21 protein-coding genes are annotated in these 22,388 nt (G+C 58.3%); 9 read left to right on the top strand and 12 right to left on the bottom strand.

The annotated features are described in order from the left end of the window. The first annotated feature begins 40 nt into the window (after positions 1-40). Positions 41-634, top strand: coding sequence for a DUF3177 family protein (locus VB780_RS00450; RefSeq protein ID WP_323349167.1), 594 nt, complete (start codon positions 41-43; stop codon positions 632-634). 6 nt (positions 635-640) lie between these two features. Beyond that, the gene (locus VB780_RS00445) at positions 641-934 is read left to right on the top strand and encodes a hypothetical protein (RefSeq protein ID WP_323349166.1); all 294 of its coding nucleotides are present in this window, start codon (positions 641-643) and stop codon (positions 932-934) included. 469 nt (positions 935-1,403) lie between these two features. Here the strand turns inward: VB780_RS00445 and glmU are convergent, their stop codons facing one another. From glmU to VB780_RS00410, 7 genes are all read right to left on the bottom strand, one after another. After that, positions 1,404-2,777, bottom strand: coding sequence for a bifunctional UDP-N-acetylglucosamine diphosphorylase/glucosamine-1-phosphate N-acetyltransferase GlmU (gene glmU / locus VB780_RS00440; RefSeq protein ID WP_323349165.1), 1,374 nt, complete (start codon positions 2,775-2,777; stop codon positions 1,404-1,406). 122 nt (positions 2,778-2,899) lie between these two features. After that, on the bottom strand, positions 2,900-3,829 hold the full coding sequence (locus VB780_RS00435; protein WP_323349164.1) for an FTR1 family iron permease: 930 nt from the start codon (positions 3,827-3,829) through the stop codon (positions 2,900-2,902). A gap of 168 nt (positions 3,830-3,997) precedes the next feature. Next, entirely contained in the window at positions 3,998-5,575 is a 1,578-nt protein-coding gene (gene ggt, locus VB780_RS00430; RefSeq protein ID WP_323349163.1) for a gamma-glutamyltransferase, read from the bottom strand. 26 nt (positions 5,576-5,601) lie between these two features. Then, positions 5,602-6,177 carry a Uma2 family endonuclease gene (locus VB780_RS00425; protein ID WP_323349162.1) on the bottom strand — a complete coding sequence of 192 codons (576 nt, stop codon included), beginning with the start codon at positions 6,175-6,177 and terminating at the stop codon, positions 5,602-5,604. Between the two features lie 65 nt (positions 6,178-6,242). After that, complete coding sequence (locus VB780_RS00420) at positions 6,243-6,530, bottom strand: DUF3288 family protein (RefSeq protein WP_323349161.1); 288 nt, start codon at positions 6,528-6,530, stop codon at positions 6,243-6,245. A 9-nt stretch (positions 6,531-6,539) separates the two neighbouring features. Then, positions 6,540-7,658, bottom strand: coding sequence for a tRNA 2-thiouridine(34) synthase MnmA (gene mnmA / locus VB780_RS00415; protein WP_323349160.1), 1,119 nt, complete (start codon positions 7,656-7,658; stop codon positions 6,540-6,542). 145 nt (positions 7,659-7,803) lie between these two features. Continuing rightward, a complete protein-coding gene (locus VB780_RS00410) occupies positions 7,804-8,226 on the bottom strand; it encodes a heavy metal-responsive transcriptional regulator (RefSeq protein ID WP_323349159.1) in 423 nt (140 codons plus the stop codon). 193 nt (positions 8,227-8,419) lie between these two features. Here VB780_RS00410 and VB780_RS00405 point away from each other — a divergent pair, with 193 nt between their 5' ends. The 3 genes from VB780_RS00405 to VB780_RS00395 all read left to right on the top strand — a co-directional run bounded on the left by VB780_RS00405 (position 8,420) and on the right by VB780_RS00395 (position 11,886). Further along, positions 8,420-9,010 carry a DUF3105 domain-containing protein gene (locus tag VB780_RS00405; protein WP_323349158.1) on the top strand — a complete coding sequence of 197 codons (591 nt, stop codon included), beginning with the start codon at positions 8,420-8,422 and terminating at the stop codon, positions 9,008-9,010. A 169-nt stretch (positions 9,011-9,179) separates the two neighbouring features. Next, positions 9,180-11,078 carry an ArsA family ATPase gene (locus tag VB780_RS00400; protein WP_323349157.1) on the top strand — a complete coding sequence of 633 codons (1,899 nt, stop codon included), beginning with the start codon at positions 9,180-9,182 and terminating at the stop codon, positions 11,076-11,078. Between the two features lie 238 nt (positions 11,079-11,316). Continuing rightward, a complete protein-coding gene (locus tag VB780_RS00395; RefSeq protein ID WP_323349156.1) occupies positions 11,317-11,886 on the top strand; it encodes a response regulator in 570 nt (189 codons plus the stop codon). A 97-nt stretch (positions 11,887-11,983) separates the two neighbouring features. On the opposite strand, the gene VB780_RS00390 is transcribed toward VB780_RS00395, so the two are convergent. The 4 genes from VB780_RS00390 to VB780_RS00375 form a co-directional block, all read right to left on the bottom strand. Then, positions 11,984-13,807 carry a mechanosensitive ion channel family protein gene (locus VB780_RS00390; protein ID WP_323349155.1) on the bottom strand — a complete coding sequence of 608 codons (1,824 nt, stop codon included), beginning with the start codon at positions 13,805-13,807 and terminating at the stop codon, positions 11,984-11,986. Between the two features lie 238 nt (positions 13,808-14,045). After that, positions 14,046-15,032, bottom strand: coding sequence for a c-type cytochrome biogenesis protein CcsB (ccsB, locus tag VB780_RS00385; RefSeq protein ID WP_323349154.1), 987 nt, complete (start codon positions 15,030-15,032; stop codon positions 14,046-14,048). Between the two features lie 76 nt (positions 15,033-15,108). After that, on the bottom strand, positions 15,109-16,905 hold the full coding sequence (locus VB780_RS00380) for a DUF3352 domain-containing protein (RefSeq protein WP_323349153.1): 1,797 nt from the start codon (positions 16,903-16,905) through the stop codon (positions 15,109-15,111). An 84-nt stretch (positions 16,906-16,989) separates the two neighbouring features. After that, complete coding sequence (locus VB780_RS00375; protein ID WP_323349152.1) at positions 16,990-17,544, bottom strand: hypothetical protein; 555 nt, start codon at positions 17,542-17,544, stop codon at positions 16,990-16,992. 359 nt (positions 17,545-17,903) lie between these two features. Between VB780_RS00375 and VB780_RS00370 the strand changes: the two genes are divergently transcribed. Together VB780_RS00370 and VB780_RS00365 are read left to right on the top strand one after the other, a co-directional pair. Then, on the top strand, positions 17,904-19,565 hold the full coding sequence (locus VB780_RS00370; RefSeq protein ID WP_323349151.1) for an FAD-binding domain-containing protein: 1,662 nt from the start codon (positions 17,904-17,906) through the stop codon (positions 19,563-19,565). Positions 19,566-19,645: 80 nt separating this feature from the next. Then, positions 19,646-20,095 carry a CU044_2847 family protein gene (locus VB780_RS00365; protein WP_323349150.1) on the top strand — a complete coding sequence of 150 codons (450 nt, stop codon included), beginning with the start codon at positions 19,646-19,648 and terminating at the stop codon, positions 20,093-20,095. A gap of 160 nt (positions 20,096-20,255) precedes the next feature. Here the strand turns inward: VB780_RS00365 and VB780_RS00360 are convergent, their stop codons facing one another. Then, positions 20,256-20,882, bottom strand: a complete 627-nt coding sequence (locus tag VB780_RS00360; RefSeq protein WP_323349149.1) for a type I restriction endonuclease subunit R — start codon at positions 20,880-20,882, stop codon at positions 20,256-20,258. 477 nt (positions 20,883-21,359) lie between these two features. On the opposite strand from VB780_RS00360, the gene VB780_RS31285 reads away from it, so the two are divergent. After that, positions 21,360-21,758 carry a transposase gene (locus VB780_RS31285; RefSeq protein ID WP_416349192.1) on the top strand — a complete coding sequence of 133 codons (399 nt, stop codon included), beginning with the start codon at positions 21,360-21,362 and terminating at the stop codon, positions 21,756-21,758. Positions 21,759-21,795: 37 nt separating this feature from the next. Further along, positions 21,796-22,383 carry a hypothetical protein gene (locus VB780_RS00355; protein ID WP_323349148.1) on the top strand — a complete coding sequence of 196 codons (588 nt, stop codon included), beginning with the start codon at positions 21,796-21,798 and terminating at the stop codon, positions 22,381-22,383. Positions 22,384-22,388 lie beyond the last annotated feature (5 nt).

The raw sequence follows: 22,388 nt of genomic DNA, 5'->3' as shown, positions 1-22,388 counted from the left end.
TGGTTGCTAGCTTGCTCGACTGTATCGCTACTGCGCCCCTATGTTAGACCCCTCGCTGCTGCGCGCCCTAGTCTGGACAGACTATCGACTGGCGGTTTTATTCACCGTTTTTTTGCCCCTGGTGCTGCTGATTTGGGCCTTTGTGCAAAAAAATGAATCCATTCAGCATCTGCTCACCATCTATTGGAAGGTGGCCAGCTTGCTAATGATCACCGTCTATCTAATGATCGGCGGCTTCAACATCAGTTTTTTGTCGGGGCTGATGGCGCGCATTCTGATTCCGGTGGGGCTCTGGTTTTGGGTAGACCTCAACGAAGAGATCCGCGAGCAGCCCGATTCGCTGCTTAAGCTGCTGTTTAGCGCCTGGCGCTGGGCCATCACCCTCTACAACATCATTGGTGGGGCGATTTTGCTGGGCTTTTTGCCCTGCGCTTTTTCCAACGCCCGCTTTGGCGCTGCCGACTGCCAGACCTGGCTAGAGCCGCCCTTGCTCTATAAAGAGTATTTTCACGCGGGCTACACCAACGGCTTCTTAGGATTCTTTGGCATTTTGGGCCTGGTTCTTTATATGGCCTGCCTGGCCTGGTTTGTGTTTGTGCGCCTGGGCAAGCAGGGCCGCCAGGCGATCAATTAACTCGCTATGACCCCCGGTTTTCGGCTAGAACAATACACCCTAAAGCTGCCCCAAGTGGTGCTGCTGGTGCAGGCGATCATCGATGGCAAAGCCGACGAAGTGCTGATTTTTCGCGGATTTTCCAGCTCTTTGATGCACCCTACCGCCGCCGACCCTGAAGTGCCCGTGCTGCCTGAAAATGCCGAAATTGAAGCCATTGACATCATGGTTGGCCCCTACAATCCCGCTGCCCCCCAATACCTGCATCGGGGCTTAGCTTGGGCTGACATGCTGCCGCTGCTAGAGAATGCTGGGGTCTAGAAGACTGCTTTGAATAACCGCTTGTGCCTTGGAACAAGGGTTTTCAATTTTTCGCCGAGCTCTAAGGGCGAATGCGGTTCGCCCTTAGAGGGCGTTTGAAAAGTGAGTTGCTGTAGCTTTAGTCACCTGCTGATCCCCCCTGCCCCCCTTAAAAAGGGGGGTTGAAAGTCCCCCTTTTTAAGGGGGATTTAGGGGGATCCTCACTTCTGCTACAAGAAAGAGGACTTTTCAAACATCCTCTTAGCTCGACTTTATCCATTTGAAATTGGAGCCATTTTCGGCGGTGCCTGGATCGCAGTCGGAGAGCCAAACTTTTTCAGACATGCCATGTTTGACTGACATACTGAAAAGTCTAGAGAAAATCCGGCCTGCCAGAGCCATTGCCGTGTAAGGGTTCTAGCATTTGGATAAAGTCGAGCTTAGAGCTCGGCCTTTTAGAAATCGGGGTTTGTGTGACTCGAATGTGGTGTCAGTCTTTCGCCTGATCGTCTCGCAGATGTTTTGGCTGCCACCCTTCGTGATTTTTTTGAGGGGCCCGGGAGACAACCAGGCAGTTGTCGGGAGCATCCTTGCGTACCACTGACCCAGCGGCGATGGTGACGTCGCTGCCGATGGTGACGGGAGCAACGAGCACGCTGTTGCTGCCGGTTTTGGTGCGATCGCCAATCACAGTCGGGTGCTTTTTATAGCCGTCGTAGTTCGCTGTAATCGTCCCCGCCCCCACATTTACCTTATTGCCCAGGGTGGCGTCGCCCAGGTACGACAGGTGGGCCACATTGGTGCCCGCCCCCAGGGTCGATTTCTTAATTTCCACAAAGTTGCCGATGCGGCAGTTGTCGCCCACCACCGCTTCGCCCCGCAGGTGGGCGTAGGGGCCAACCCGCGTACCATTGCCCACGGTGCTGTCACTCACCACCGAAAAAGCTACGGTGGCGTAGGCCCCAATCTGGCTGTTTTCGATCAGGCTGCCGGGGCCGATGCGGCTGCCGGTGCCCACTACGGTTTTGCCCCGCAGATGGGTCTGAGGCTCGATCACCACATCGGGTTCGATCTGTACGGTGGTGTCGATGGTGGTACTGTCGGGGTCGATCAGCGTGACTCCCGCCGCCATCCAGTAGTCTTTAATGCGGTCTTGCAGAATGGCATAGGCCTCGGCCAGCTGCTTGCGGCTGTTGATGCCAAAAATCTCCTGGCAGTCTGCCACATCGACCGCCATGGCCGGGGTCAGGTCTTTGACCACGTCGGTAAGGTAGTACTCCTGCTGGTCGTTGTCGGCGCTGAGGTGGGGCAGCACCGTCATCAGCTTGGCCCAGTTAAAGCAGTAGACCCCAGCATTGATGCGCGGATTTTGGCGCTGGGCGGGGCTACAGTCGCGGTGCTCGACGATTTCGGTGATCAGGTTTTGCTCGGTGCAAAACACCCGCCCGTAGCCGGTCGGGTCGGTGAACTGGGCCGTGAGTAGGGTGGCGGCATTGCCCTTGTCCTGGTGGGTTTTGACCAGGGTTTGAATGGTTTCGGGCCGCAGCAGCGGCACATCGCCGTTGAGCACCAGCAGATCGCCATCAAACCCCTCCAGGTGGGGAATCACCTGCTGCACGGCGTGGCCGGTGCCGAGCTGTTCGGTCTGCTCTACAAAGGTGAGGCCGGGGATGTGGGCCAGGGCCGCTTTCACCTGGTCTTGGCCAAAGCCAACGACGATGATGGTGTGGCTGGGGTTGAGGTCGGCCAGCCCATCCAGCACGCGCTCGACCATCGATTTGCCCCCCACCGAGTGCAGCACCTTGGGCAGGCTCGATTTCATGCGGGTGCCGCGCCCGGCGGCAAGAATGGCGACAGCGACCATGGGGGATTGTCCTTAGTTGGGGATGGCTCGAAGGAGTATATCGCGGTTTGGGGAGGGGTGGGGAGTGGGGGAGTGAGGAGTAAAAGTGTGGGGAGTGAGGAAGATAAGGGAGGTGAGGGAGATTAGGGGGTGGGGGATGGGGTGGTTGTGGGGAGGGAGGGGTTGAGGCTGCGGAAGTAGCGGCTGCCGACGAGGGCTAGAAAACTCAGGTAGGCGACAATTTGGAGTAAATATAGGTGATCGCGGTAGCCGAGCAGGGTTTTGAAGACAATGCCGGGGAATTGGCGATCGCTCAGAATACTGCTGCCATCCCAAACTAGCGGGCCGAGGATGCAGGAGCTTTGGGCAAAGCAGAGGTCGGCGGCGGGGTTAATTTGGCTAATGGCGGCTAGGGCGGCATCTAGATTCTTAAAGACTGAAACCACCAGGCCGCCGACGATGAGGATTAGCAGTATCCCCATTACCTGAAAGAATCGCTTGAGGTTGATGCGCAGGCCCCAGCGAAACAGGGCTAGGCCGATGAGTACGGCCCCAAGTAAGCCACCCGCAGCCCCCGCTACGGCAGACACACTGGTTTCGACGTTGGTGAAGATAAACAGCACGGTTTCAAACCCTTCGCGCAGTACGGCGATGCAGACCAGGCTAAAGACGCTCCAGCCGGCGGTTTGGGCTTCGTCGAGGGCCGATCGCACCGTGCCTTCAATTTCACCCTTGAGGCTGCGGGATTGGCGGGTCATCCACAGCAGCATCCAGCTCAGCATGATGATGGCGATCGCCCCAAACAGCACATTCAACAGCGGCTTGATCACCGTTTGCAGACTGGGCAGCACCTGCTGAATCTGCTGGAGCCCCAGCCCCAGCGCAATGCCGAGCGTGACGCTGCCAGCCAGGCCAGCGGCGATGCCAGCGTAGGCCCAGGGATTGAGGCTTTGGCGGTTAGCCTTGGCCAGGCAGGCCAGCACAATGCCCACGACCAGGGCCGCTTCTACCCCTTCGCGCAGGGTGATAAAAAACGTGGGCAGGGCAGCGGTGAAATCCATGCTTAGGGCCATGCTTAGGTTGGGAGAGGAGCTATTGGTATTGTGTCAAACAACCCCACTCTTTGCCGGAAGTTTGGGGCCAGGCAGCAAAAGAACGAAGATAGAAAAACGAAAAATGAAAAAAATCCCGACTGGCTTGAATCGCGGTCTTGTGGGCTGTCTCAATCTAGACTCTACCTGCTAATCGACCACGACCCAGGCTCCGCCTCGGCGGCTATCGCCCACGCTCGAGAGAGTGCCATCGGAGCCAACGGCCACCGCGTGGACGCCGCCAAAAAACATGTTGCGGGCCTGCCACCAGGTGCAAACATCATCGCCGGTAATGCCCTGGGCAGCGATCGCCGCCTGCTCATAGCCGGGTTCTAGATGCAGCGCCCCCCGTTCCCAGTGGAGCCGGGGCGCATTGACGGCAGTTTCAATATCCATGCCAAAGTCGAGCACGTTTGACACCACCTGCAAAATGGCGGTGCGAATGCGGTTAGACCCGCCCGAACCCAGCACGACGTGGGGTTTGCCGTCTTTGAGCACGATGGTGGGGGCCATCATCGACGACATGCGCTGATTGGGTGGCCACTGGTGAAAGCCCTGGGGGCTGAGGTCTTCTTCGCCCAGCATGTTGTTCATCATGATGCCGGTGCCGGGGATGATATAGGCAGAGCCTTCGCCATTGGAGGTGGTAAGGCTGGCGGCGTTGCCCTCGCCATCGACCACGCTGATGTGGGTGGTGCTGCCCCACTTGTTGCCCCCCTGGCTAAGGGACGCTTGCAGCTCGGCCAGGTAAGGGGCGAGGTGGGTAGAGCCGAGAAATTCCTTGGCAATATCGGAGCGGTAGAGGTGATCGTCGTACCCTTTTTGGCGGGCTGAGTTGGTGAGGCCCATGACCGCTCTCAAGACGGCTACATGGCGAGGGCTGCTGTGATCAGTTAGGGCCGGGGATACCTGGGCCAACAGGTGCAGGGCAAAAGCAATCAATGTGCCGCCAGAGCTGGGGGGCGGGTTGGTAATCAGAGTGGCGCTGCCGTAGGGCACCGCCAGCGGTTCGCGCTCAACAACCTGGTAGGTTTTCAGATCTTCCAGGGTGAGGTAGCCGCCGTGGGCCTGGCAGTCTTGGGCGATCGCATGGGCCAGATCTCCCCGGTAAAACAGGTCGGCTCCCTGGCGCACTAGGTCGTCTAAAAATGCAGCAAAATCGGGTAGGTAGAGGCGATCGCCCTGGGTTAGCAAGTCGCCCTGCGGCGCATAGATTGCCCTCGCCGCAGCGGTAGCGGTGAGAATAGGCGCGAGAATCTCAAAGCTGTAGGCGCGAAAGGCATCGACCTCAAAGCCTTGAGTAGCCCAGTGCTGGGCCGGGGCCACCACCTGCTCTAGGGGCAATCGTCCCAGCTTTTGATGAACGTGAAGCAGCCCGGCGATCGCCCCCGGCACCGCCATCGACCCCAGGCCAATGTGAAACTCCTGGGTGGTGTCGCCAAAGTTGGCGTGGATGGGGTAGAAATCGGGCGATCGCCCAATTTCTTTCGATCGGGGCGTTTGGCAAAAAAAGTCGAACAGTCGGTTTTCACCAGCCGCCGTGTGGGCCAGCAAAAAGCCGCCCCCCGCCAGGGAGGTCAACGACGATTCCACCACGCAGGCGGTGAAGGCAGCGGCGATCGCGGCATCAAAGGCATTGCCGCCCTGGCGCAGCATCTCGGCCCCAGCTTCGGCGGTGAGGGCATGGCCCGCTGCCACTGCACCTCGGTTTGACTTAGGAATACTCATAGCTGAGTAGTATATCCTTCGTGCCCTTAGGACAGATTGCCCGCGGCTAAAATCTGCTCCACGGTGAGCGACAGCTCAGGAAATGTCGGCGACACCAAGGGCTGATCCCCTAAAAATACGGTTTCGTCGTAGAGTCCCTCATTGAAGGTCAGTACCGTAACCTTCGACTCCATCGGATCCACAATCCAGTATTCGGGAATTTCCAGGGCCGCGTATTCTGTCCGCTTATAACGGTAGGCGCGGGTAATGGAGTCGGGGCTAACGACTTCTATTACCAGTAAGGGAGACGTCGCAAAAACAACTGATCTGCCTTTAAGTTCTTGCGCCTGATCGAGTGTGACCATCGACACATCCGTGATCCTCGACTTTCGCAAGCCAGTTCTCACGCCTGACTCACGAAAACATAGCCAGGGATGCTGAAGCCGCTTAATTTCGATATCTAGTGCTTGTTCTAAAAACTTAGCAATTAAAAAATGCTCCATTATTGGCGGCGACATTTCGACCAGTTCTCCATCCACCAGCTCATAGCGATTTTCAGTGCCGTCATCATAGGCAATGTAGTCTTCAAAACTGAGTGGGGCTGTTGCGGTGGAGGGGGTCATAGGGTTGCTCCGCTTTCCCTAATTGTGCCAAGGCTCCGAGAAGGGTAAGAATGCCCGATGACTGATCAGCTCCAGTCTTCGCGGCCTCGGCCTAACCCTTTATAGACCTCGCCCTGCTGGTGGATAGCGCGGGTTTTTTCAAACAGTTCGGCCTCGGTGAGCTGCCAGCGGGTAAGGGCTTTTTTGAGATCGGTCTGAATGTCCCGGGCACCGGGGAAACCCTCGTAGCGGGTCATCAGCCGGGCCAGTTCAACCAGGTTGAAGTCGTTGGCTTCGCCCGCCAAAAGCTGGTTCACTACCTGGCGATCGGTCTTGTACTGGGGGTGTTGCTGGTCTTTGGTAATATCTGCCATGGCGATCGCTTAACGACTCAAAAAATGGGCATCAGAGGCCGTTGCAGCCACCTCAGGTACAGCCGCCGCCTCAATCAGCCCGCCGCCGAGGACTCGATCGCCGTCGTACCACACCGCCGCCTGGCCTGGGGTCACACCAAACTGAGGCTCGTCAAACACAATTCGCACCCGATCGCCGGTGCCATCGAACGCCGGTAGGGGAACTAGTGTCGCCCCCACCGCCTCACTGCGGTAGCGAATCTGTACAGAGACCTTCATAGGTTCCTGGGGGGCGGCGATCGCGACCCAGTTCACCCGCTGCACGGTGCAGTCGGGCAGGTGGGCATCGCTACGATCGGCCACAATGACGTGGTTTTTGCCCATATCAAAGCCCACCACGTAGAGCGGGTTGGCAGCGGCAATGCCCAGACCTTTGCGCTGGCCAATGGTGTAGTGGTGAATGCCCGTGTGCTGACCCAGAATGCGGCCTTCGGTATCGACAATGTCGCCCGGTTTAGGGGCCAGGTATTTATCCAAAAAGGTCTGCATTGAGCCGTGGTGCTCGATCAGGCAAAGGTCTTGGCTGTCGGGTTTCTCGGCGGTGTGTAACCCCAGTTCGGCGGCGATGCGGCGGGTCTCAACCTTAGTTTGGTGGCCCAAAGGGAAGTCGCAGGCGGCCAGCAAATCCTGGGTGAGGTCGTAGAGAAAGTAGGACTGATCTTTGGCCGGGTCTACGGCCCGCAGGAGTTCATAGCGGCCTGTCTCAGCATTTTGGGTGATGCGGGCGTAGTGGCCAGTGGCAATGCGATCGCACCCCAATTCCTCCCGCGCATACTGCAACATCGGCCCAAACTTGACCGCCCGGTTGCACTGCGAGCAGGGCAGGGGCGTAATGCCGCTGCCGTAGCCTTCTACTAAATAGTTGATAATTTCGCGCTCAAACACCTCGCGGCTATCCACCACGTGGTACTCAATGCCCAGGTCTTCACAGAGCTTGGCCGCATCGACCATGCCCTCAGAACAGCACTGGCCCTTGCCCTTCATCAGCCACAGGGTGAGGCCCACCACGTCGTACCCCTGCTGGTGCAGGGTCGCTGCCGCTACCGAACTATCTACGCCGCCGGAGAGCCCGACTACAATCCTTTCCATGGCCAAAATGCTGCGCCTAAACCGCCAGTGAGAACCGAATCTATCTCGATCGCATCCCAGAAACCCAGGATTGATCTAGTTTTTCATCTTAGCTCACAGCATCAAACCCCATCGGCAGGGGTGAACATAGGTTGCGGATAGGGGGCTACGCCGTCAGCGGTACCGTTTCAATCAGGGGGCAAATATCCCCCGGCTGCGGGCGCGGCTGCGACTCGGCCCAGCGATCGCGATACTCCTCTAAATCGGCCTTAAACGCCATCATTTGCTGAATTTGGGCTTCTAGCTGCTGAATTTTGCCTTGGAGGAGCGATCGCACGAACTCACAGGGCAGATCCCCTTGGTTGTGCACGTTGAGCACGTCGCCCACTTCTTCTAGGGAGAAACCCAAAGCCTGAGCCTTCTTAATAAATTGCACTTGGTGCACCGCCGCAGGCAAATAGTAGCGATAGCCGTTGTCGCCGCGCTCAGAGTCTAGCAGGCCTAGACTTTCGTAATAGCGCAGTGCCCCTACCGCAATACCGGTTTGCTTAGCGACATCACCAATTTTTAGCCGGGTTGCTACAGCCATCGTCAGCCTCTGATATCGACATCCCCATCCTAAACTCTCTAGCCCCCTAGAGGGTCAAGGCTTCCCCTGCCCCTCACCCCTTCGAAAACGGTTAATCATGCCCCTGGAACCGAGTCGTAAGCCCTAATCCACCCACTGCCTGCCGCCGCTACACTAGTCAACGAGACGTCTGTTGATAGTTTTTATTGGGATTATGACTCGGACTGCACGATCTAAGCGCCGCCGTACTTCTTCTAGCACTCTGTCGGTGATACTTGGCCCGGTGGGCATTGCAGCGCTCATGGTCGCCCTGATTGGCGGGCTGTGGTACCGCAACCGTCCCCAGTCGGTGGCCTTTGAGCCCAATACCACCGTTGGCGAAGCGGCGATGGCGGCGATCGAAACCTTCCCCGACCAGGGGCAGGCCCACGTTAACCCTGGTCAGGCCGTCAACTACGACAGCGACTTCCCCACCTCTGGCCCCCACGACCCCAATCCTGTTTTGCCGGGGGTCTACGCCCAAGAGCAGCGGCTAGAAGAACTGGTGCACTCTATTGAGCACGGCAACATCGTGATCTATGTTGACCAGCCTGGCCAGGCCGCGATGGACACGCTCACGGCCTGGGCTAGCGACTTTCCAGGCCTTTGGGATGGACTAGTGGTGGTGCCTAAGGCCGGGTTAGGCGAAGAAGTCGTACTCACTGCCTGGACCCACAAACTACAGCTGCCGGAGTTTGAACCCGAAGCTGCCGCTACTTTTATTGATGCCTACCGAGGGCGAGGGCCTGAAAATCCGGTGCGCTAGGCATCGATGGAGATGGGTGGATGGGTAGGGACAGACCTGGGTGTCTGTCTTAATCAGAGTAATTGGACCTACAGAGCTGCCCCGAGCTTGGCAATTAAGTTTCGTAGTGGGGCAGGCGTTGTACAAGTACGGCGGGCACTCTAGCTTCAGCAGTCTGTAAGGTTGGCTAATGCTGACATCATCGCCCCATCAATTGTTTATGGTTAGCGGCAAGGGCGGCGTGGGCAAAACTACGCTTTCCTGCGGATTTGCGCGGCAGCTAGCCCAGCAGCACCCCAATGAAACGGTGCTGCTGCTCTCCACCGACCCGGCTCATTCCCTGGGGGATGTGCTGCAACTGACGGTAGACAACACGCCCACCCCCTTGCCCGATCGGCCCAACGTGCAGGTGCGCGCCCTGGATGCAGCGCTGCTGCTAGAACAGTTTCGGGCCGACTATGGCGCGGTGCTAGAGCTGCTGGTTGAGCGGGGCAGCTTTGTGGAGGGCGATGATCTCAGCCCCGTGTGGGACATGGGCTGGCCGGGGCTGGATGAGCTGATGGCCCTGCTGGAAATTCAGCGGATTTTGCGCGATCGCGAAGCCGATCGCGTTGTTGTCGATATGGCCCCCAGCGGCCACACCCTCAGTCTGTTTGCCCTGATGGATTTTCTCGATACCCTGCTAGAGGCGCTGGGCCAGTTTCAGCAAAAGCACCGCACCCTGACCGAAACCCTAGCGGGTCGCTACACCCCCGATCATGCCGACCAATTCATCGCCGACATGCGCCACGACCTAGAGCAGGGGCGGGCGCTGATTCAAGACCGCGATCGTGAGGCCTGCTGGGTAATTGGCATTCCTGAACCGATGAGCTGGGCCGAGAGCGATCGCTTCATCACCGCCCTAGGACGGTTGGGAGTCCCCCTGGGGGGCCTAGTGATCAACCGTGTACTTGAGGAATCAGGCCATATCGACGATACTCACCGCCGGGTGCTGGCCGAGTTTGGGGCGATCGCCCAAGGGCAGCCGGTGCTGTGGGTACCGGCCCAAACCCAGGAACCCCTGGGTGGTGTCGCCCTCGATGCCCTCATGCCCCAGCTCATGCCCCTAACCTCAGCGCAGACGCTGGCCGATCCTGCCGCCGAACTCTCCCCTTTACTCGCCTGGCCGCAGCCAATTTCCCCCGGCATAGAAGATTTGGTAGCGGCGGGACGACGACTGATTGTGGTGGGTGGCAAGGGTGGCGTGGGCAAAACCACCGTGTCGGCGGCGCTGAGCTGGGGGCTGGCCGAGCGCCACCCTGAGGCCAACCTGCGGGTGATGTCCATCGACCCGGCCCATTCCCTAGGCGACGCCTTTGGCCAGCCCCTTGGCCACGAACCCACCCTGCTGCGGCCCAACCTCCAGGCCCAGGAGGTCAGCGCCGATATGGTGCTCGACCAGTTCCGCACCGACTACCTGTGGGAACTGGCCGACATGATGGCGGGGGATGGCGATATTGCCAGCGGCATTCAGATGGCCTACGGCCCTGCCGCCTGGCGGCAGATCGTCGCCCAGGCTTTGCCCGGCATCGACGAAATGCTCTCACTGATTACCGTGATGGATCTGCTGGAGCGCAATGAGCAGCAGCTGATTGTGCTCGACACCGCCCCCACCGGCCACCTGCTGCGGTTTCTAGAGATGCCCACCGCCCTGGGCGACTGGCTGGGGTGGATCTTTAAGCTCTGGATTAAGTACAAAGACGTGGTGGGCCGGGTGGAGTTCATGGGTCGCCTACGCACCCTGCGCCAGCGCGTGCTGGCGGCCCAGGACAAGCTCAAAGACCCCCAGCACACCGAGTTTATCGGCGTCGTGCAAAATCAGTCAGCGATTTTGGCCGAGGCCAGTCGGCTAAACCACACCCTGGGCGATCGCGGCATTGCCCAGCGCTACATCGTCCACAACCGCTATCAGCCCAACAGCGACCTACCCGCTGAGCTGTTTCCGCACCAGTGCATAGTGCGGCTGCCCGCTCTAGCCCCCAGCCCCAGCCCCTTTGACCAGGTGAAACAGGCAGCCCATCTGCTGCTCGCCCCAGAGATTTCCCCATAGGTTTCGATCGGCTGAACTTAGCTGGACATTTCTGGGCAAAGCTGTCAGTTTGTAGCCCTAGCGGGGGCATACTGTAGCCAGTTCTGAGCCGAAGCTGGCTGGCGGTGGCGGGGCGATTAAAAACCCCACACCTAGCTGTAGCTGTATTCTTCAGCCCCAGCACAGACTTTCCGGAAACCTGAACTATACTTAATGGCACCGCCTACCATGGCCTTCGACACCGCGAGAGGAATCAACTGTGGCAAATCATAGGATTTTGGTCATCGATGATAGCCGGGTGATTCGCATGCGGGTGCGCGACATGCTTCCCCAGGGCAATTTTGAAGTCATTGAAGCCCAAGATGGTGTAGAAGGCATGGATGCCATTCGCAGCCAGCGACCCAACCTGATCATGCTCGACTTCTTGCTGCCCCGCATGAGCGGCTGGGAAGTTTTTCAAGAAATTCAGGCCAACCCAGATCTCCAGAACATTCCCCTGGTGCTGATGTCGGGCCGTAAAGAAGAAGTTACCGAAAAAATTACCGAGCCCTTCGAGTACTTCGAGTTTATTCAAAAGCCCTTCGAGCAAAAAGAACTGATCGAAGCCATCAAAGCGTCGATGGTCAAGGCCCGCAAACCCCGTCGCACAACCATGACGGCCCCTGTCGCTGTCCCCGCCGTCGCGTCACCCAGCGGTGGCGGCAGCGATGTGAGCGCTGCCGAATTCCAGGCTCTCCAGGCTCAGGTGACCCAGCTGCAAGGCGAGGTGGCCCAGCTCAAAGGCCAGCTCGGCAAGATGCTAGCCTTCATCAAGCAGAAGCTGAAGTAAATACTGCTGGGGTGGAAACGATATAGGCGGTGCGCTGACGACATCTTCGGGAATAGGAATTCGTCTTAACCCCCAGACCCATAAGACTGTGCAACCATTAGCGGGGCTCAACAGCCCCGCTTTTTGCGTTGGCGTGGGCGGCACTATTGTTATGGCCACGGATATCTTCGCCGTTGTCTAGGTTGTCTAGGCCAGAAAATGCCTGTTGCGGTACCCCGATGGCAATACCCGCCTGATCGAAAGCGATACGCAGGCGGCGGCGAAATTCGCGGGCCACCAAAAACTGCTTGAGGGGCCGGGTGCGAATCCAGAGCAAAATGGTGAGGCCTGCGTGGGTCATGCCTTCGACCCCCAGCATTTCGACCGGGTTGAGAATGGCGTAGCGCCACTCGGGATCGCTGGCCAGGGCATGGGCGGTTTCGTGCACCACCCAGAGGGCTTCATCGACATTGGTGCCGTAGGCCACGTCGATGAGAATGTTGGCCCGCGACCAGCTGCGGCTGAGGTTTTCGACCTGGGCGATGAGGCTGTTGGGCAGGGTCACCAGGCGGCCATCTTCGCCGCGAATTTGGGTAATGCGCAGGTTGAGATTTTCGACAATGCCGGTGGTGGTGCCGGTGCTGACCAGATCGCCAATGGCATACTGGTCTTCCAGTAAGATTAGAAAGCCGTTGACCAGATCTTTAACCAAGCTCTGGGCGGCAAAGGAAAGGGCCAAGGCGGCTACCGCTCCAAAGGCCAGCAGAGATGCCGGGGCAACTCTTAGGGTTTGCAGTACTAGCAGGGTGGCCAGGGCGTAAATAACGGTGGTCTTGAGCCCCTTGAGGGCACCGGTAATGGTCGAAATGCGCATGGTCTTGCGCTGAATATCGTCCAGGTCGCCCAGCTCGTTTTTGTTCCAGGCCTGGGCTATGCGCTCAATGCCCAGATTGGCCAACCGGTTGAGCAGCCCAGCAAAAAACCAGGTCAGCAGCAGCAGCACCGGGATTGAGAACAGCCCAAAGGCATAGCTGCGGGTCTGCGGAAAAATGTAGAGTCCGCTGGCGATGCCCGTAATCCACACAAAGGCGATGCCCCAAAACATCAGCCAGCGCAAAAAGGCCACCACCTGAAGCCGCTGAGCCAGGGTGAGCTGGTAGCTGAATACCTGCAAGAGCTGCTGCTCGGGGACATCGGCTCCAGGGGGAATGGGGAGGTTATCTTGGGCAGTTTGCTTTTGCTCAAGATTGCGTTTGCGCCAGCCCAGCACTCGCCAAATGCCGGTTAGACCTAGGGTTAGCACGAGACTGGCTAGCAAAATCCAGAGGGTGCGGCGAATCTGCCGCTGGCGAGCTTCGGGCAGTCGGCTGTCGACTGACTGCCGCAGCGAGTCACGCAACACGGCCTGCCAGCGTTCGGCTAAGTCGATTTGCGAGACACCATTGTACTGAGCGTCGGTGTCGGTAATGGTGAGCAGTACTCTCGGTTCGGCTAAGCCCGCGCCGACGGCAAACAGCACCGGCTGGCCGCTGATGGTTTCAATGTTGATATCGAGGGATGAGCTATCGACGGTCTCATCGTCGTATATGACCGCTAGGGTGCGGTTGACCACCTGATTGAGGTTGGTCTCGATTTGCCGCGCCCGCACCTCGACTGGCACCTCAGCGCCCGATTCGTTGCGGTTAAACACTGCCGGGGAAGCAATGTCGAAGAGAGGAGTACCGTCGAGGGCAACCGTTGTAGTTTCGAGCAGGCCAATACGTTCTACACCAGCTGGAGGGACGATGCTGTTGCCGCCGGGGCTAAAGGGGTTAGAAATTTGGGCCATCGCTGGAGACAGATTCCAGCTTAGGGTAAGTAATAGCCCCAGCAGCAGCGACCTGAGCAACTGCATCCACCGTTGGGGACGGCTAGACCTAGTCGTCAGTTTGGGTGTGGGCATAGAAGAACGCGATCGCAACGATAGTACAGGGCAATTTTGCCCCTGGGTTGTTTTAGCATTCTGACAACCTCAGTTGCCCAGCCTAGTCTACAACCGCGCCAAACGTGAACCCTATTTCACCGCAGTATTAGGATCCAAAAGCATAAAAGAACGGCTCGGCGATGCTTTGAACCGTTGGTGCAGAATTCACGAGGCGGTTAAAAAGTTACAGCGATAGCTCCATCTCTGGGCGGCGATACTAAAAAAACCAGCCGTAGCTGTGCAGGCCCTTGCCAAGAATGTTGACGCCCAGGTAGCACACCCAGACGACCACAAACCCCGTGGCGGCGAGGATAGCGGGCCGACGCCCCTGCCAGCCCTTGGTGATGCGGGCGTGGAGGTAGGCGGCAAACACCAGCCAGGTAATCAGCGCCCAGGTTTCTTTAGGATCCCAGCTCCAGTAGGAGCCCCAGGCTTCGTTGGCCCACACCGCCCCGGCGATGATGCCAATGGTGAGCAGCGGAAAGCCCAGACCAATCATACGGTAGCTGATGTTGTCGAGGGTGTCGGCCAGGGTCAGCCGCTGGGGTGAAAGGGTAACGGTAGCGGGTTTTTCGAGTACCGCCGCACCCCCGGCAGACCTGGTCATCACCGCCGCGGCCTCGGCGGCGTCATCCTCAGCCCGGCGCAGCTTGACGTTGCGAAAGCCGCCGGTACCCACAGAGCTGCCTTTGAGTTCTATCGCTTGGCCACGAGTGATGAGTAGAAATGCGATCGCCAGCAGAGACCCCACCAGCAGCGCCGCGTAGCTCAGCAGCATGACGCTGACGTGCATCATCAGCCAGTTCGACTTGAGGGCGGGCACCAGGGGTTCAGACCCCTGCATGGTGCCGGGCAGCGTCAGGGTGGCAAAGGCGGTGATGGCCATGGCAATGGGTGCGGTGACGGCCCCAACCAGAGAACTGCGGCTCATGCGCTCGGCCACCAGGTGCATGGCGGTAATGCCCCAGGCCAGGGCAAACAGCGACTCATAGAGGTTGCTCATGGGGAAGTAGCCCCCCTCGATCCACCGGGCACCGAGCAGGGCGGCGATGGTGAGGTTGCCCACGGCCATGGCGGCGGTGCCCAACGACGGCAGCACGCTGGCCTTGGGAAACGCCACGCCACACCAGTAGAGCAGCATTGCCGCAAACAGCACCGCAAAGGATGCATTGTCGAGCCAGCCCTGGAGCGCAATCAAATCCATAGGTGCGGTAGCGATGAGGGATCTTCCCTATCCTACCGACTTTTGCAGGGGGAATGATGGCGGCTGAGGGCTAACGTTACTCTGGAGCGGCTTCGGGTGAATCAGCTTCGGGCGCGGGCTCTGGGCTGGCCTCCGGCGCGGGCTCAGAGTCCTCTGAACCTGCGCCGGGTAGGGGGCCGGGGCGATCGCCCCGCTTCAGCGCGGCGGTAATGTCGTAGCGCACCTGGCGATCGCTGAGCACCGTCGCCGTTACCCCAATCGCCTCGATCGCTTCAGAACTCAGCAACCCATCCTGGGGCAGGGGCGGCAGCAGCAGGTTGTTTTCGACCCCGGTAAGAGCCTCTAAATTGATAAAAAAGTGGCCATTGTTGGGGCGGGGTGCATTGCCGGTGGTGGTCTGAAAGAGGGCATTTTCGCCCAGGCTGCGGTTGGGGGCTGGGGCCACCTGCTCGGCAATGCCCTGACCCAGGGTAAAAAAGGCAATGTCGCCGTCGAGCCAGCCGTGGGCCATTACCAGCGAGTCGAAGGGGGAAGTCCAGCGGGTGACGGGTACGCCGCCCAGCTCCGTGGTCTCGATCGCAAAGCGGTAGCGGCTCTCCATCACGGCATCGAGCTGTTCAAAGGTGGCGGTGGCGGCCTCGCGATCGTTGGTTTTGACCATTAGCACCAGGGCCGGGTTGGGCAGCGGCGGGGCATTGTCTTCGCCCGCTGCGGGGGGCGGGTTGAGCACCCCCAGGGCAAATTCTCCGGCCATCCAGGGCAGCAGGTTTTCTTGCAGGCTTAGGCCGGTGGCAGTTTGCAGCCCCAGGGCCAGATCATTGGCCTGCACTGGCAGCAGGGCCGAGAGCTGCTCGCCCGCCTCAAAATCTTCCCAAAATTGCTGGAAGTCGCCCCCTGATACCGCGATCAGCGCGCCCGTGGGCAGCCGCTGGGGCATTTGGTCGGCGTTGTTGCCCGTGGCAAAGGTTTGGGAGCCGGGTTCGAGCCAGCTAATGCCCTCTAGGGCTACGCCGCGACTTTGCAGGGCGATCGCCCCCACTAGCCCACGCGGGGTCTGAAAGGCCCGCAGCCGGTCGGGGGCAATGGGCGGATCGGCGGCGGCCGCTACGGTCTGGGCCAGGGCCGGCACATCTACATAAAAGCGCGCCAGGGGCTGGGTTTCGGTCACTTGCTCAAAGGCTTTGCCCACCTCGGGGCGGTTGACCAGCGACTCGCCTCCTTTATAGGTGTCGATCGCCCGCTTGAGCAGGGTCAGCTGGGGGCTGAGCACCGCCGTCTCGGCATCGAGCACGGCGGCGTAGAGGGGGGTGTCGGCCTCGCCGTCGATCTGCTGTAGGGTGACGCCGCGGTAGGGGGCATCTTCTACAGCCTCAGCTTTTCCCAGGCGATCGCCCAGGTCGGCTTGGGCACGGTTGGCATCGGCAATGGGAATCACCACCACCAGGTTGGAGGCCAGGGCCAGCTCGGGGGCGGGCAGCGACGGGGGCAGGTCGCTCGGGCCGGTCTCGACGGGCAGCACCGCCAGGGTAATCTCCGGGCCAACCCAGGGCTGAATGTCGCGGGCAAAGTTGAGGTCTTGCTCGGCCAGCAGGCGGTCGCGCCACTGCACCAGCAGCTGGTCAAACTGGGCCTGGGTAGTCTCGGTACCAAACTGCCGCAGCCGTCGCCACTGGGCTTCATCGCTGCTTAGGGCCACCACCGCCAGAGCGTTGGCCGGAATCGCGTTGGCCCCGGCGGGCAAGGTCTTGGCCAACTGTCCACGTCGGGAGGTGGCCCAAAAGGTCAGCGCGCCGCCGCCAATAAAGAGCAGGGCCGCACCCAGGGTCAACAGCAGCGGAGGTTTCTTTTGCAGCAGCTTAGATTGCAGTACCATCGAGGCGACACCCTAGGGGTTGGGCCAATTTGCCCTGCCACTCTAGCAAAGAACTCTGGCAACGAACCAAGGATTCTGCGCGCCCTAGCGGAAGCGGAAATCGTAGCCGGCATAGCGATCGCCCTCGTAGAGCACCACCAGCCAGGTTTGCGGGTCAAACTCCAGGGGGTAGGCCTCGCGATCGGCGGGTAGCCCGGCCTCGGTTTTGCCCGGCGACAGCACGCAGTAGGGGGTTTGAAGAAACTCCTGCACCGTGGCCTTGGGCGCTTGCAGATCGGTTTCTAGCAGCTTTTTAACCTGGTCGCGAGACACGACCGCCTTGGGCTGCTCTTGGCGAATGCAGGTAAACGCCTCGGCGTCTTGCACCTTGGTCTGATCGAGGTTGGGCGAAATTAGCAGGGCGGCCAGAGCGAGCATCGATCCCCCGGCCATGCCGCCGATCAACACCTGGCGGGGCTGAGGTCGGTCAGGGAAGGCTCCAGCAACTGGCCGCCGGGCCGGTCGAGGGGCGTAGGTATGGGGCTGCACCTGTCGCGGCGGCATCGACCGAGGGTTCACCGGTTGAGGCGGCACCGGCTGGGGCTGAGGCGGCTGGGGCTGATAGTGGGCCGACACAGGGTATGAAGAACGTTGAACCATGGCGTTGACCTTTGCTGTCTACCGTTTGGAATCAGGGGATGCCCAACGCTGCCGGGCGGCCAGAGTAGAGACGCTAGCCCTATCGACCTTGCTCAAAGCAAAGCACCAAGACGTTTGGGCGCAGAACCTCTAGGCAGGAGTGAGGCCCCTGGGCTAGAGGGAGATTGGCCACCGGGGGATTGCTCCCAAAGGGGCAGTCGTGGGCAGCGCAAGAGCGTGGGGAATTGATGAACTCAAGTATAGTACAGAAATACTATTCAGCAAACCGATCGGCCAGTTGTTTTTTGTTACGGTTTGAGAAGTACCGCCTCAATCCCTGTGCTGCTCTGTGGAGCTGTTGTGCCTATGCCGGAAACGCCGTGAATAGAACCGTTGTCTGGTTTCGCCGCGATCTGCGCATTTCTGACCATGAGCCACTGCTGCGGGCGGCAGGGCGAGGGCTAGTGGTGCCGGTGTTTGTGTTCGATCGCGCCCTGCTGCACCATCCCGAAACCGGCTCGGCTCGGGTGGCGTTTTTGCTGGCCGCCCTGCACGCCCTAGATGCGGATTTGAAGACTCGGGGCGGGCGGCTGATTGTGCGATCGGGCGATCCTGTCCAAGTGCTGCCAGACCTTGTGAAGGAAACCGACGCCGACGGCATCTATGCCCACACCGATGTCGAGCGCATCTACGGTCGCGTGCGCGATGCTCGCCTCAACCAGGCCCTCGCTCAGCAGGGCATGAAAATTCGCTGGTTTGAGCCCGTCGCCAGCGCCGCCGACCTCATCCCCTACCCGCAGTATCGGGAGCTGTGGTATCGGGGGATGGGCCAACCCCTGGTGTCTACACCCCAGCAGGTGCTGGTGCCCCCAGAGATTCCCAGCAATCCGCTGCCCGACTTGGACGCCTTGGGTCATCAGACCGACGAAAAGCCGATTCCTGCCGCTAGCACCGCCGCTGCCCGTGCGCTGCTGCAAAGCTTTTTGACCGACAAAGCCGATCGCTACTACTGGCAGCTGTCGTACCCCAGCGCCGAGGCCACCACGGGCCTCAGCCCCCACATCAAATTTGGCGTGATCTCAGTGCGAGAATGCGTGCAGACCATCCGCAACGCGCCCGATTTTGGCGACAACCGCCTGCGCCGCAGCCACCAGCAGCTGATTTCGCGCCTGCGGTGGGGCAACGGCTTCACCCAGCGGTTTCGATATCTGCCGCAGCTGGAGCTGCGATCGCTCTACCGCACCTTTGACGACGACGGCTGGGCCTTTGACGCCGACCTCTACCGGGCCTGGCAGACCGGCCACACCGGCTTCCCGATTGTGGATGCCGCCGCCCGCTGTTTGCAGACTACGGGGGGCTATCTGGCGCTGAACTTTCGCACCCGCGCCATCTACGCCAGCTTTCTCAGTAACCTGGGCGGCATCGACTGGCGCTACGGGGCGCTGCACTTTATGCGTCATCTCATAGACGGTGACTGCCCCATCGACCATTACCAGTGGGCCATGCAGTCGGGGGTGACCCACTGCATCGATAAATCTTGGACGCGCATTTACAACCCTGGCCAGGTGGCGATCGATCGCTGCGATCCCGAGGGCGCTTTTATCAAGCGCTGGGTGCCAGAACTGGCGGATGTGCCCGCCGCGCAGCTGGGCAGCCCGCCGACACTCTCGGGCTACCCGGCCCCGATTTTGAACTATAAGGCGGCTCGCCAGCGCCGGGTGAAGCAGCTCGAAGCCCAGCGGGGAAAGTTTCTCAACGCCAGCAACCTGCTGCCTCACCTGTCGCAGATGCCAAAGGATTTGACGCCTTTTGGGGTGGAGGTCTATGGGGGTGAGGTGGCCTGGGCTGAGGGGGCGATCGCCGATCTCTTTCCCACAGCGCTGCCTTTGGCTGACCTGGATGCCGCCCAGGCGGCGGCCCTGCGCACCTGGTTTGTGGCCCATGTGAATGTGCTGCCGCCAAAGTCTCGGCGGCGAAAGCCCCAGGCTCCGGCTACAGACCCCAACATTCGCCAGCTCAGCCTGCTAGGGGATATCGAATAATGGGTTCCGGTAATGATCGGCACGGGATGTGGTGCGCTAGCCTTGGCTGCAAAGACGATGTCATAGCGAAAACTATCCCCATGACCCAACTCGTTCCTATCACCCTCGATGACAACACCGTCATCTACATCGAAGCGACCGATACAGTGACGCCCCCAGCGGCCATGCCCCCAATGGCCCCGCCCGCCATGCCCCCCTCCGCTCCGCCCGCCCCATGGCCCCACAGCGAAGAGACTACCCGCACCGCTAAGGGGGCCAGCGAGCAGGTGGTGAAAAGCTTTCAGGCTATGCAGGGCACCATTCGCGCCTACACGGTCTATACCCTCGACGCCTTTCGCCACATGGCCGGGGCCAACGTCAACAAAGTCACCCTAGAGTTTGGCATCAAGGTGGCGGGGGAGGCCGGGGTGCCTTATATCACCAAGGGCACCGCCGAGTCGAATTTAAAAATTACGGTGGAATGTTCGTTTCCAGATACGACGGATGGGGGATCGGCTCGTCGCCTAAATCCAGAAAGCAGAGGCGGTTGAGTTCAAACTTGGGGCAGCGATCGCCGTTGGGCAGGTCGGCAGTCAGGGTGAAGGGCGGTGGGCTGACGAGAAATTTATCCTCGGCTGGGCTGGGCTAGTAGGAAGTGGCAAGAGCACTGGCGCTGGCATAGCAAATAAAGCGGCGACGTCTCATTACGTCTCATTGAAGCGCCTGTCTGAGGTGTTTCAAGATCTGTAGAACTCCCTCAAGTTCCTGATTGGAGGTCAATGCCGCAAAAACCCTTGATAGGTTATATCGTCCGCTCTGGGTTGCCTCTAGCTTCACAAAAACTGAGTCATCCCCGTTGGTCATGAGGGCAAACCTGGGCTGCTCAGGGTGGGGATTCGCCATCAAATAGGCCAGGGTTTGGGGCAGAGCAGACCAGACCGAAATGGCCGTCTTTTTTGATTCGAGCACCACGACCCAAAACTGGTCTTTTAAGACCAATACATCAAGTCGCCCTTGCAAAACCTCTTCTGGGTCTCGTAGGGTAAGCTGAACCGATTCTTCTGCTTTTACCGTAAAAGGTGGGTCGTAGAACCCTGCCAGGGTGAGCAGAGGAGAGGCAAAGAGCAATAAACCCGTGCTTTCAAGCAGGTGTCCTTGCGATCGCTGATACAAGTAGCGCCGCCGCATATCCCCTAGTCCAGCTTTCTCGGTGTCACTAAGGTTGGGCAGGTCAGTGCTCGATTCCCAAAAGAAGGTTTCATCTTCTGTGCGGGTCAGATGAAACCGCTGCTCTGCCTCTGCCAAGGTTGTAATCGCCTCTGTAATGGCAACCGACATCGCTTTCACCCGCTACGATGCTTTTATTCTACGAGTCTGCTGGTATTCAGTGCTCGGCACTACGAGCAAAGACTGGCTTTGTAGCTTTAAGCGGATGCCACCTAAGAAAGGACTATTGCCCAGCAGCAAAAATCTGCTCAGCAGGCAGGTCTAGGCTTGGGAAGGTAGCAGATTGCAATCGATCGCCCTTGTAGAGCACCTGCTTTTGATAGCGATCGCCTTCCAGCACACACAGCGTCAGCGTTGGCTGCTTAGGGGTTCACAGAATTGATTAGCTCTCCATCGACAAGTTTTGTGAGGAGTGTCACCATAACAGTCAATGAAGTCGCGGATGGCAGAGCTAGAGGGTAGGAGGGAGCTTGCTTGCAAAATCAACCTGCACTCACTAGACTTAGTGAAATTAGCGAAGTCGAACAGCGTTGTAAGCGCTTTGGTAATTTTTAATTACTAAGAGTTAAAAGGCTTAACAATGTGTAAATGGCGCTCACTCAAGAGGAATGTATAGCCTTCTTGGAGCTAATAAGATGGGGCAACAAGCCAGAGTGCCCTTACTGTAATTCAAGGAAATCAACCCCAATACATAAGGAGAGTCGTTATCACTGCAACTATTGCTACACCTCATATAGCGTTACTGTAGGCACCATATTTCACAAATCTCATGTAGAGCTTCCCAAATGGTTTAAGGCTATTTCTCTAATAAAATCAAGTGAATCTGGACTGTCTGTGCGTCGCTTAGCAAGAGAAATCTCGGTCACAAAAAATACTGCTTTATCCATGAGGACTAGAATCCAGAGATCTACCCAAGACGATTTGTTTCAAATAGCCTTTATCTTAAAATTTTATCAGGACTACATAAAGAGAGAAAAGGAAGAATAACTAGAATTTCAGGCTTCAATTACTAAGAGCGCCCAAAATGAAACCCCAAAAAAGTAAGATTTCTAATCTTTCATCTTTATTTCTTTCAATTTTGATATTTGTGTTCTTGCCTGTCTTGCTCGATAAGTCCTTAGATCTGCTGGTGGGCATTGTTGGCAACCGCAATATAACGTTAAAAGAGTTTTTCTATCTTATACTTGTAATTGCTGTCCCTGTATTTGTGTTCGCAGCGCTACTTTATACTATCGCTAGTTTGCCTGACTTGCTTAAAAGACTTGGAAAGTTAAAGACGATTGAAGAATGGCAGACTCAACTCGAAAATAGTAGGCAAGACATCTTCAATGTGGTTCAAAACTTGAGGTTAAATCTAGCTGAGTTCTATTATGGCGTTGACTCTATTGCTGTTGAAGTTGATAAACTAGAAATATTCGATCAAGATTTTGACCGCAAAAAAATGGCGGCAATTAGAAATGTATTGCACCTAAAAGAAAGTTACAAAAGTAATATAAATGAACTCGAGAGCCTTGTAGAAAGGCTCTATATGGACATTGATGCCGCCGAAGCAATATTCCTTGGGAAAGAATCGTGGGCGCATGATTCAGCAGACGAATTTTACGAGGATTGACTCTT

This window comes from Leptolyngbya sp. CCNP1308 (assembly GCF_034932455.1).
GTDB lineage: Bacteria > Cyanobacteriota > Cyanobacteriia > Phormidesmidales > Phormidesmidaceae > Nodosilinea.
This window is presented reverse-complemented; position numbering and strand designations above follow the sequence as displayed.